This is a genomic window from Pseudomonas sp. (genome assembly GCF_028293835.1).
Taxonomy (GTDB): domain Bacteria; phylum Pseudomonadota; class Gammaproteobacteria; order Pseudomonadales; family Pseudomonadaceae; genus Aquipseudomonas.
In genome coordinates this window covers 1-11,012 of the sequence record NZ_JAQGNX010000039.1, presented here as the reverse complement: position 1 = coordinate 11,012, position 11,012 = coordinate 1, and the positions used below count along the sequence as shown (strand labels likewise).

The window sequence follows — 11,012 nt, the reverse complement described above, 5'->3', positions numbered from 1 at the left end:
CGCATTCACAGGTAGGTTTTTATGACCTAAAATCACACCCGGCAGGGTTTCAACTTCTATGTCATGAATACTATTTCGCTGATGCTGCGCGAAATTGCGTACCTGAGTTTGAGCAAATTCGATGTCGGCAATGTCGCGCTTAGTCAGCTGCGAATAGCACGCTTCGATCTCAGGGGTAGTTAGCCGATAGCTATCACGCTCCATTTTGTCGAATTTGACGGCCAGATCGCGGACCGCGGCATCTCCCCGTGCTTCGATATCAGCCAGGATTGCTTCTACAGTGTCACGAACCTGACGGTCGGCAGATTTCACGACGTCCGCTTCAGCGCCTTTCTTCAGCCACTTAGCCATTTGCAATCTCCAGTATTATTTTTCTTGGAATGAATGCATACGTATGCAGTCCCCATCATAGAAGACTCTTTGGTGGTTTGGAAAGGGGTAGATGAGTAGGATGACGTTTTTCTTTACGCTCAGGGTTCAACGTTCATGGCTGAATTAATACGCCGCCCCGTCACCGCCCACGACGTAGCGAAACTCGCCGGGGTATCTCAGTCCGCTGTATCCCGAACCTATACCAAGGGCGCCAGCGTGGCGGCGAAGACCAGGGAAAAGGTCGAAGCCGCAGCAACAACGCTAGGCTATCGTCCTAATTTCGTAGCGCGCTCTTTGATCACTCGCCGATCTAATCTGATTGGCGTAGTCGTACCCAGCATGGCCAATCCTTTTTATTCCGAGGTGCTGGAGGCGCTGTCCAAAGCGTTTGAAGCGATGGAATACCGGGTACTGCTTTTCTCGACGGTCACCAACGGAGATTCAGATCCTATTCTGGAAGATGTTTTGCGCCACAGGGTAGAAGCTGTAATTTTGGTGTCTGCAGTTCTTTCGTCTCACTTTGCAGAAGAGTGCAAGCAAACAGGTCTTCCCGTCGTGTTACTAAACCGGAAAAACGACAGTGAGGCGGTTTCAAGTGTGACCAGCGACAACGCTCAAGGAGGAGCGCTCATCGCTGACTTCCTGATATCGACTGACCATAAACGCTTAGCCTTTATCGCTGGCAATGAGGGCTCCTCCACGAGTCGTGACCGAGAGCGAAGTTTTTCCCAGAGGCTTATTCATCACGGGTTTCCCTCTCCTTTGCGTGAGGTGGGTAATTACAATTTTCAGACTGCGATGGAAGCAACCCGTCGGCTGCTGTCATACGCGACCCCACCTGACGCGATTTTCTGCGCTAACGACTTAATGGCCATTGCGGCACTGAATGTCGTCACCCGAGAGTGTGGTTTGGTACCTGGGAAGGATATTTCGATTGTGGGGTTCGATAACATCGAAATGGCTAATTGGCCTCTCATAGGGCTGACGACCTACCAGCAGCCGATTGACCAGTTAGTGCAGCGAACCGTAGACATCATTCGCGCACAACTGGAAATGATTACCACGCCCTCCATTCAAGAGGTCCTGCCTGGGCAATTGATTGTCAGGGACAGCGCACGTCGCCCGGAGACCGGGTTATCCGTTATAGGTGCCGATACCGTCTGGCAAACACCTGCGTAGTCCCGCTCTGGTTCTGATGGGGTTTAGCAGGTATACCGCGTCGGCTCCCTCCCGAATGAATTCAGTCAGTTCAGGGCTTGCGTGTTCAGCAAATCCCGCACAGCAAAAGCCCGGATCTTCGGGCTGTTTGGCTGACCCCTGGCCTTGTAGCCGCCAAAATCGTCCAGACCATTCAAGCCTGAACGTTCGAGTCCGCGCCGCGCTTCTGCGCCGTGACCCTCACCGCAATCGTGGCACCCGCTAACAGGCTTATCACCCCCAGGGTTTCCAGTCCGGTAGGTAGACGGTGCTCGGCGATAAGCCCAAAAGAAGCGGCGAAGATTGTCTCTACCGAAATAAGCTGTCCAGAGAGGGCCATCGGAAGCCTCTGACTAGCAAAGTTCCAGGCCCATGCCCCTCCAACGGAAGCGACACACGCCAGCGCTGCTGCAGCAGCGAAAACCGGCAGAGTATTGTCGACACGAAGGTCGATGTGCGGATAACTGTACATACCATATTCAAGCCCGAAAGGAATGAACAGCAGGACGCTCAGACCGGCACCACTCATCATGAGGCCAGTCCAGAGACCTGAATGTACCTGGGGGATTCTTTCCAAGGTCTGTTGGTTCAGTACGCTGAACATTAACCAAGCCAGCACAGCGCCTGTGGCATAACCTACCGCTAACCGGTATGAACTCACGTCCGCACCCACCACATCGACGACGGCACCGTAATTCGTTGCGACCAATCCGAATACCGCTAGAACAATCGGTATGGCAAGCCTGTCCCAAGAGACTGTTCGTTCAAGCATATTGCCGGTAACCGCGATGATGACCGGCGTCGCGCTCAAAAAAGCCGGTGCAATAATGGCCCCTCCATGGAGTACGCTCCCCATGATACATCCTATGTAAAGAGCGTATCCCAACAGGCCAAGTAACCCTGCCGTTACCATTGAATGCCAGCTTAGACCCGGTTCGCCAGGCCAATAAACACACATCATGACAAGGCCAATGCAGCCAGAAACGATGAATCGCATTGTAATAAAATCAACCGGTCCGAAATCGCCCATCATGTAAGGTGATAAAAAATTAAGTGCCCAGCTGAACGTAGCGAATACCGCAGCTGCAACCCCTAGCACATATGATCTTGTCATCCCGGCTCCTAAGGTGTGCTTACCTAGCCTGAGTTATATTAATTCCAGGAAACGTCTTACAGTCTCGAACGCCACCCCATTAACAAACGGGTTCAGTTGGGCGCGTTTCGAAGAGGCAGGCATAAAAAACCCCCTGAAACCAAATGGTCTTCAGAGGGCTTTTAGGCGCAGTCTTTACAGACTAGCCAAACGCTAAATCCTAGAACGGGATATCGTCATCAAAGCTGTCGAAATCCGGAGCCGGTTGCGGCGCTTGCTGCTGGGGAGCAGGACGCGACTCGCGTTGTGGCTGGGACTGCGGTTGGGACTGCGGTTGAGACTGCTGCGGACGCGACTGTTGAGGGCGTGGCGCAGAGTTGTTGCTGTTGCCGCCTTGACCCTGTGGAGCGCCTTCGCCTTGTGGACGACCGCCCAGCAGTTGCATGGTGCCTTGCATGTCGACGACGATTTCAGTGGTGTAGCGCTTGATGCCGTCTTTTTCCCACTCGCGGGTTTGCAGCTTGCCTTCGATGTAGACCTGCGAACCTTTGCGCAGGTACTCGCCAGCAATTTCAGCCACCTTGCCGAACATCGAAACACGGTGCCACTCAGTCTTTTCGACTTTCTGACCGGTTTGTTTATCGGTCCATTGTTCGCTGGTCGCCAGACTCAGGTTGGTCACGGCGTTACCGTTAGGCAAGTAGCGAACTTCGGGATCCTGGCCGCATGTACCGACCAATATGACTTTGTTAACCCCACGGGCCATAACGTTCTCCTAGGCTACGCATTCCGCTGGCGCTGGGTCGTTGACCAGGCGCTCAAGGGAATTACGATCCAATAATTCGGTATCCAATTTGATATAGATGGCAGCTTCGGCACTGACGATCACTGCATCTGTTACCCCCGGGACGGCCATCAAACGCGCAATCAGGCCGGCCTCGCGCTGTGCTTCTGGCGTCAACGGCACGCGCAGGCTTGTCACATACGGAGGTTCACGCATAGTAACAGCAAAGGCCAACCAGATGGCACACAGAGCGGCACCGCCGAGGAAGACAATACTGAGTCCTCCGTGCTGAAACAGCCAGCCTCCTAGAATGCCCCCAGCAGCCGAACCGAGGAACTGGCTGGTGGAATAGATCCCCATGGCCGTGCCTTTGCCGCCCGCCGGTGACACTTTACTGATCAGCGATGGCAGCGAGGCCTCCAGCAAATTGAACGCGGTGAAGAACACCACCGTACCAATCACTAAAGCCCGCAAGGTATCGCCGAACGCCCAGAAGAATAGCTCAGTCAGCAACAGCACGCTCACGGCGCCGAGCAATACCCGCTTCATCTGACGCTTTTTTTCGCCGTAGATGATGAACGGAATCATCGCGAAGAACGAAATCAACAAGGCCGTGAGGTACACCCACCAGTGCTGCTCCTTGGGCAAACCGGCTTTTTCGACCAGCGCCAACGGTAAGGCCACGAAGCTGGACATGAGCATCGCGTGCAACACGAAGATACCTAAATCCAGTCGCAACAGGTCGGGATGACGCAACGTCGCGCCCAATGCCGCTCGCGCGACGCCTGATTCCCGATGGGTCAGCGGTCCGGTTGAATGGGGCACCATGAAGGCGACGATGAGAATCCCCAGCAATGCCATGCCGCCCGTGGCGAGAAACAGCCCGGACAAACCGAACGCTCGCGTCAGTAACGGGCCGACCACCATGGCCACGGCAAATGACAGACCGATGGTCATGCCGATCATCGCCATCGCTTTGGTCCGGTGCTGTTCGCGGGTGAGGTCCGATAGCAACGCCATGACCGCCGCAGAGATAGCGCCAGCGCCTTGCAGGATCCGTCCGGCGATAACGCCCCAGATTGAATCCGCGTTGGCCGCCAGCAAGCTGCCGAGGGCAAAAATAATCAGGCCCAGATAAATGACCGGGCGCCGACCAATGCGGTCGGAAATCATCCCGAACGGTATTTGCAGCACCGCCTGGGTCAGACCATATGCGCCGATTGCCAGACCGATCAGCGCTGGAGACGCGCCCGCAAGGTCCATTCCGTAGGTGGCGAGCACCGGTAAAACCATAAACATGCCAAGCATTCGGAACGCGAACACGAGCGCAAGGCCGCTTGCTGCGCGGGTCTCGCTACCACTCATTCGTTCGCTAAGGGGATCGTGCATGGATAAACCTCATGTGAACCGGTGCCGATTCTACCAGTCCCATCGGTGAGCAGCACACACGCGACGCTTTGCCGCGTACTGGCATGGAGCCGTATACTCCCGTGTTTATGCCCGCCAAGCGAGGCCGCAGTGGACAAGATCCTGATACGTGGGGCGCGAACCCACAACCTGAAAAACATCGACCTGACCCTGCCACGCGATAAATTGATCGTTATTACCGGGCTTTCCGGTTCTGGCAAATCGTCGCTGGCCTTTGACACGCTGTATGCCGAAGGGCAACGGCGCTATGTCGAATCGCTTTCCGCGTACGCACGGCAATTCCTCTCGATGATGGAAAAGCCGGACGTCGATACGATCGAAGGGCTGTCACCAGCGATTTCCATCGAACAGAAATCCACGTCGCACAACCCACGTTCGACCGTGGGGACGATTACCGAAATTTACGATTACTTGCGCCTGCTGTATGCGCGCGTCGGCCAGCCCCGCTGCCCGGATCACGATATTCCGCTGGAAGCGCAAACCGTCAGTCAGATGGTTGACCTGGTGCTGGCCCAGCCTGAAGGCAGCAAGTTGATGTTGCTTGCGCCAGTGGTTCGTGAGCGCAAGGGCGAGCACTTGGCGGTCTTTGAAGAGCTGCGCGCCCAGGGTTTTGTCCGTGCCCGAGTCAACGGCCGGCTGTGCGAATTGGATGAGTTGCCGAAGCTCGACAAGCAGAAAAAGCATTCCATTGATGTGGTGGTGGACCGCTTCAAGGTTCGCGAGGATATGCAGCAGCGGCTGGCTGAATCCTTCGAAACCGCACTGAAGCTGGCGGACGGAATTGCCTGGGTCGCGCCGATGGACGACGAGCCCGGCGAAGAAATGATTTTCTCCGCGCGCTTTGCCTGTCCGATCTGTGGGCATGCAATCAGCGAGCTTGAACCCAAACTGTTTTCCTTCAACAACCCGGCTGGCGCGTGCCCGACCTGCGACGGTTTGGGCGTAAAGCAGTTCTTCGACATCAAGCGATTGGTCAACGGAGAGCTCACACTGGCCGAAGGCGCGATTCGTGGCTGGGATCGACGCAACGTTTATTATTTCCAGATGCTTGGGTCCCTGGCGAATCATTACGGTTTCAGCCTGGAAGTGCCGTTCAATCAGCTGCCTGCTGATCAGCAAAAGATTTTGCTGAACGGCAGCGGCTCGCAGAACGTTGACTTCCGCTATCTCAATGATCGGGGCGACATCGTCAAGCGCGCGCACCCGTTTGAAGGGATTGTGCCGAATCTTGAGCGACGCTATCGCGAGACTGAGTCAGCCACAGTCCGCGAAGAGCTGGCGAAATTTCTCAGTACCCAGCCCTGCCCGGACTGTCGCGGAACACGCTTGCGCCGGGAGGCGCGTCATGTGTGGGTTGGCGAGAAAACCTTGCCTGCAGTGACCAGCCTGCCCATCGGCGATGCGACTGAATACTTCGCGGTGCTGAAGCTGACCGGCCGACGCGGCGAAATTGCTGACAAGATTCTCAAGGAAATTCGCGAGCGCCTGCAGTTTCTGGTCAACGTCGGCCTCGACTATTTGTCGCTGGATCGTAGCGCCGACACCTTGTCTGGCGGTGAAGCCCAGCGTATCCGCCTTGCCAGTCAGATTGGTGCTGGCCTCGTGGGCGTTCTGTACATCCTCGATGAGCCTTCCATTGGTCTGCATCAACGGGATAACGATCGCCTGCTGGGTACGCTGAAGCACCTGCGCGATATCGGCAACACGGTGATCGTGGTCGAGCACGATGAAGACGCGATTCGTCTGGCGGATTACGTGGTCGATATCGGCCCTGGCGCGGGCATCCATGGCGGGCACGTTGTCGCCGAGGGCACACCGGCCGAGGTCATGGCGCATCCGGACTCGCTGACAGGGAAATACTTGTCGGGCCGAGTAAAGATCGAAGTGCCAGCCAAGCGTACGCCGCGCAATAAAAAGCTGTCGCTGACGCTTAAAGGCGCTCGCGGCAATAATTTGCGCAATGTCGATCTGGAAATTCCGATTGGCCTGTTGACCTGTGTGACCGGTGTTTCCGGCTCAGGCAAGTCGACACTGATCAACAACACGCTGTTTCCCTTGAGCGCCACGGCCCTCAATGGCGCTACGACACTGGAAGCCGCGGTGCATGACAGCATCGATGGCCTGCAGCATTTGGACAAGGTCGTGGATATCGACCAAAGCCCTATCGGTCGTACGCCGCGCTCCAATCCGGCGACTTACACCGGGTTGTTCACGCCGATCCGTGAGTTGTTTTCCGGCGTTCCGGAGTCGCGTTCTCGGGGTTACGGCCCGGGCCGCTTCTCGTTCAACGTGAAAGGTGGTCGGTGCGAAGCGTGTCAGGGCGATGGCTTGATCAAGGTCGAAATGCACTTTCTGCCGGATATCTATGTTCCTTGCGATGTGTGCAAGAGCAAGCGCTATAACCGCGAGACGCTGGAGATCAAATACAAAAGCAAGAACATCCATGAAGTGCTGGAAATGACGATTGAGGAAGCACGCGTGTTCTTCGACGCCGTTCCCGCTCTGGCGCGCAAGCTACAAACGCTGATGGACGTGGGTTTGTCTTACATCAAGCTGGGCCAATCGGCGACCACGCTTTCGGGTGGTGAGGCGCAGCGGGTCAAGCTGTCGCGCGAACTGTCCAAGCGCGATACCGGCAAGACTCTGTACATTCTTGATGAGCCAACCACTGGTTTGCACTTCGCGGACATTCAGCAATTGCTAGACGTGCTGCATCGTCTGCGCGACCACGGCAATACCGTGGTAGTGATTGAGCACAACCTGGATGTGATCAAGACTGCCGACTGGTTGGTGGACCTGGGACCCGAGGGCGGCTCCAAGGGGGGCCAGATTATCGCCTGCGGCACACCCGAGCAGGTTGCCGAGATGGAGCAGTCCTACACTGGCCACTACCTCAAGCCGTTACTGCTTCGGGATAAAGCCAAAGTCGTGTAGTTCTAGAGGCAGTAAAAAGCCCCTGTCACGGTGTGGTGACAGGGGCTTTTTTGTTTCAGAACTGCGATTGCAGGTAGTTTTCCAAACCAATCGATTTGATCAGACCAAATTGCTGCTCTAGCCAATAGGTGTGATCTTCTTCGGTATCGGCCAACTGAATGCGCAGAATGTCGCGAGTAACGTAGTCCCTGTGCAGCTCACAGAGCGCAATGCCTTTGCACAGGGCGGCGCGAACCTTGTATTCGAGGCGCAAATCACTGGCGAGCATCTCAGGCACCGTGGTGCCTACATCCAGATCGTCTGCCCGCATGCGCGGCGTGCCTTCGAGCATCAGAATCCGCCGCATCAACGCGTCGGCATGTTCCGTCTCTTCCTGCATCTCATGGTTGATACGCTCGTAGAGTTTGCTGAAACCCCAGTCTTCGTACATTCGCGAGTGGATAAAATATTGGTCACGTGCCGACAGTTCGCCCGTCAGCAGCGTGTTGAGGTAATCGATTACGTCTGGGTGACCTTGCATCGCCCTAAATCTCCTGCTCTAAAGGCGTCAGTTTGAACCAAGCAAAGAATAAGGTCACTTCCGGAAATGCGATGAAGTGTGAAAGATCTAGAAAAGTCGGACAACTGGACGGGAAAAACCGCCCAGATGCGGGCGGTTCTGTTTAGCATTTCGAATCAGCTCAGTTGAACGCCCAACGCCTTGGCAACACCTTCGCCATACGCCGGATCAGCCTTGTAGAAATACTGCAGTTGGCGCTGCACAACGTCGCTGCTCACCCCAGCCATCGAACCTGCGATGTTGTCGATTAACAAAGTCTTTTGATCAGCGCTCATCAGGTTGAAAAGCGCGCCTGCGTGGCTGAAATAATCAGTGTCTTCGCGGTGATCGTAACGAGTCGCTACACCGCTCAGTGCCAACGCTGGCTCAGCATAGGCTGGTGCCTGCTTCGGAGCACTTGCATAGCTGTTCGGTTCGTAGTTAGCCGCGGCGCCACCGTTGTCACCAAAACGCATGGAGCCATCGCGCTGGTAGCTGTGAACCGGGCTTTTCGGCGCGTTGATCGGCAGTTGCTGGTGGTTGGTGCCGATGCGGTAGCGATGCGCGTCGGCATAGGCAAAGACCCGCCCTTGCAGCATGCGATCTGGAGACAAACCGACACCTGGCACCATATTGCTTGGACCGAACGCAGCTTGCTCTACCTCAGCGAAGTAATTCGCCGGGTTACGGTTCAACTCAAGTTCGCCGACTTCGATCAGCGGATATTGTTTTTGCGACCAGGTTTTGGTGACGTCGAACGGGTTCTCGTGATGAGCGTTTGCCTGCGCTTCAGTCATGATTTGGATGCAGACCTGCCATTTCGGAAAGTCGCCCCGCTCGATCGCAGAAAACAGATCGCGCTGGGCATAATCCGGGTCAGTACCGGCTATACGAGCAGCATCTGCCGGGGCCAGGTTTTTGATGCCCTGCTTGGTTTTGTAATGCCACTTCACCCAGTGACGCTCGCCGTTGGCGCTAATCAGGCTATAGGTGTGGCTACCGAAGCCGTGCATGAAACGATAGCCGTCGGGGATGCCCCGGTCCGAGAACAGAATGGTGACCTGGTGCAGCGCCTCAGGAGAGTGCGACCAGAAGTCCCATACCATTTGCCCGCTTTTCAGGTTGGTCTGCGGTTGGCGTTTTTGGGTGTGGATGAAATCAGGAAATTTCAGCGGATCACGGATGAAGAACACGGGGGTGTTGTTACCAACAATGTCCCAGTTGCCTTCTTCAGTATAAAACTTAACCGAGAAACCACGGGGATCACGCTCGGTGTCAGCCGAACCACGCTCGCCGCCTACAGTAGAGAAACGCATGAAAATTGGCGTTTGTTTGCCTACGGTGTCGAACAGCTTGGCGCTGGTGTACTGGGTGATGTCACGGCTAACGGTAAAGGTGCCGTGAGCGCCCGAACCTTTGGCGTGGACACGACGCTCCGGGACATTTTCGCGGTTAAAGTGCGCGAGTTTCTCAATCAGATGAAAGTCATCTAGCAACAGCGGGCCACGCGGACCGGCAGACCGGGAGTTCTGGTTGTCGGCGACAGGGGCGCCACTGGCTGTGGTAAGCGTTTTAGTCTGGCTCATGCAAAGTCTTCCTCTGGCAAACGTGTCCTGCCGGCTAATCGGCATGTGGCGGAGTATTGGCCAAAAACTTTACATCAGCAAATTCATTAAATTGTCGTGATCGATAGCAATTAATAATAACCAAGGAATGCAAAACGACATTTTTAAAACAAAAAAACCGGGCACTAGGCCCGGTTCTTTTTGATCAGACTGACGTCTTATTCAGCGGCTTCTACAACACCACCGATAGGACGATCAACCAGTTCGACGTACGCCATAGGCGCGTTGTCGCCAGTGCGGAAACCGCACTTGAGGATGCGCAGGTAGCCACCCTCACGGGTTGCATAACGCTTGCCCAGATCGTTGAACAACTTACCAACGATGGCTTTCGAACGAGTACGGTCGAATGCCAAGCGGCGGTTAGCCAGACTGTCGATCTTAGCCAGGGTGATCAGCGGCTCAGCAACGCGACGCAGTTCCTTGGCTTTCGGCAATGTAGTTTTGATCAGCTCGTGCTCGAACAGCGACACCGCCATGTTTTGAAACATGGCCTTACGGTGAGAGCTGGTACGGCTCAGGTGACGTCCACTTTTACGATGACGCATGGTTCATTCCTTACCAAACACGACGTTCGGTGATTACGACGATCAGGCAGTCGCCTTGTCGTCCTTCTTAAGACTTGCAGGCGGCCAGTTGTCGAGGCGCATGCCGAGGGACAGACCGCGGGAGGCCAGAACGTCCTTGATTTCAGTCAAGGATTTCTTGCCAAGGTTCGGAGTCTTCAACAGCTCTACTTCGGTACGCTGAATCAGGTCACCGATGTAGTAGATGTTTTCCGCCTTAAGGCAGTTAGCCGAACGTACAGTCAGTTCCAGATCGTCAACCGGGCGAAGCAGGATCGGATCGATCTCGTCTTCCTGCTCGACAACCACTGGCTCACTGTCACCTTTGAGGTCGACGAACGCAGCCAACTGCTGTTGCAGGATGGTTGCAGCGCGACGGATAGCCTCTTCAGGATCCAGGGTACCGTTGGTTTCCAGATCAATAACCAGCTTGTCCAGGTTAGTACGCTGCTCGACACGGGCGTTTTCCACCACGTAT

10 protein-coding genes are annotated in these 11,012 nt (G+C 55.4%); 2 read left to right on the top strand and 8 right to left on the bottom strand.

Translation table 11 applies throughout. The features are described from left to right. Positions 1 to 351: histidinol dehydrogenase (locus JWR17_RS05005; RefSeq protein ID WP_299828905.1), on the bottom strand; the 351-nt coding region annotated here is incomplete at its 3' end. A gap of 135 nt (positions 352 to 486) precedes the next feature. On the opposite strand from JWR17_RS05005, the gene JWR17_RS05000 reads away from it, so the two are divergent. After that, on the top strand, positions 487 to 1,551 hold the full coding sequence (locus JWR17_RS05000; protein WP_299828903.1) for a LacI family DNA-binding transcriptional regulator: 1,065 nt from the start codon (positions 487 to 489) through the stop codon (positions 1,549 to 1,551). 172 nt (positions 1,552 to 1,723) lie between these two features. Here JWR17_RS05000 and JWR17_RS04995 read toward each other — a convergent pair whose 3' ends face one another. The 3 genes from JWR17_RS04995 to JWR17_RS04985 form a co-directional block, all read right to left on the bottom strand. Continuing rightward, complete coding sequence (locus JWR17_RS04995; RefSeq protein WP_299828901.1) at positions 1,724 to 2,683, bottom strand: EamA family transporter; 960 nt, start codon at positions 2,681 to 2,683, stop codon at positions 1,724 to 1,726. 199 nt (positions 2,684 to 2,882) lie between these two features. Beyond that, entirely contained in the window at positions 2,883 to 3,428 is a 546-nt protein-coding gene (locus JWR17_RS04990) for a single-stranded DNA-binding protein (RefSeq protein WP_299828899.1), read from the bottom strand. Positions 3,429 to 3,437: 9 nt separating this feature from the next. After that, positions 3,438 to 4,835 (bottom strand): MFS transporter, encoded by a 1,398-nt coding sequence (locus JWR17_RS04985; protein WP_299828897.1) that lies wholly within the window; start codon positions 4,833 to 4,835, stop codon positions 3,438 to 3,440. Positions 4,836 to 4,964: 129 nt separating this feature from the next. Between JWR17_RS04985 and uvrA the strand changes: the two genes are divergently transcribed. Further along, the gene (uvrA, locus tag JWR17_RS04980) at positions 4,965 to 7,808 is read left to right on the top strand and encodes an excinuclease ABC subunit UvrA (protein ID WP_299828895.1); all 2,844 of its coding nucleotides are present in this window, start codon (positions 4,965 to 4,967) and stop codon (positions 7,806 to 7,808) included. 55 nt (positions 7,809 to 7,863) lie between these two features. Here uvrA and bfr read toward each other — a convergent pair whose 3' ends face one another. The 4 genes from bfr to JWR17_RS04960 form a co-directional block, all read right to left on the bottom strand. Beyond that, positions 7,864 to 8,328: a bacterioferritin gene (gene bfr, locus JWR17_RS04975; protein WP_299828893.1), complete on the bottom strand. Its 465-nt coding sequence runs from the start codon at positions 8,326 to 8,328 to the stop codon at positions 7,864 to 7,866. Positions 8,329 to 8,483: 155 nt separating this feature from the next. Then, positions 8,484 to 9,932, bottom strand: coding sequence for a catalase (locus tag JWR17_RS04970; protein ID WP_299828891.1), 1,449 nt, complete (start codon positions 9,930 to 9,932; stop codon positions 8,484 to 8,486). A gap of 197 nt (positions 9,933 to 10,129) precedes the next feature. Then, positions 10,130 to 10,516 (bottom strand): 50S ribosomal protein L17, encoded by a 387-nt coding sequence (gene rplQ / locus JWR17_RS04965; protein ID WP_299828889.1) that lies wholly within the window; start codon positions 10,514 to 10,516, stop codon positions 10,130 to 10,132. Between the two features lie 42 nt (positions 10,517 to 10,558). Continuing rightward, positions 10,559 to 11,012: DNA-directed RNA polymerase subunit alpha C-terminal domain-containing protein (locus JWR17_RS04960; RefSeq protein WP_299828887.1), on the bottom strand; the 454-nt coding region annotated here is incomplete at its 5' end.

What these genes read in the sequence shown, in the direction of transcription:
- JWR17_RS05000 (WP_299828903.1), top strand. Translation starts at nt 487, where the DNA reads ATGGCTGAATTAATACGCCGCCCCGTCACCGCCCACGACGTAGCGAAA.
- JWR17_RS04995 (WP_299828901.1), bottom strand. Translation starts at nt 2,683, where the DNA reads ATGACAAGATCATATGTGCTAGGGGTTGCAGCTGCGGTATTCGCTACG.
- JWR17_RS04990 (WP_299828899.1), bottom strand. Translation starts at nt 3,428, where the DNA reads ATGGCCCGTGGGGTTAACAAAGTCATATTGGTCGGTACATGCGGCCAG.
- JWR17_RS04985 (WP_299828897.1), bottom strand. Translation starts at nt 4,835, where the DNA reads ATGCACGATCCCCTTAGCGAACGAATGAGTGGTAGCGAGACCCGCGCA.
- bfr (WP_299828893.1), bottom strand. Translation starts at nt 8,328, where the DNA reads ATGCAAGGTCACCCAGACGTAATCGATTACCTCAACACGCTGCTGACG.
- JWR17_RS04970 (WP_299828891.1), bottom strand. Translation starts at nt 9,932, where the DNA reads ATGAGCCAGACTAAAACGCTTACCACAGCCAGTGGCGCCCCTGTCGCC.
- rplQ (WP_299828889.1), bottom strand. Translation starts at nt 10,516, where the DNA reads ATGCGTCATCGTAAAAGTGGACGTCACCTGAGCCGTACCAGCTCTCAC.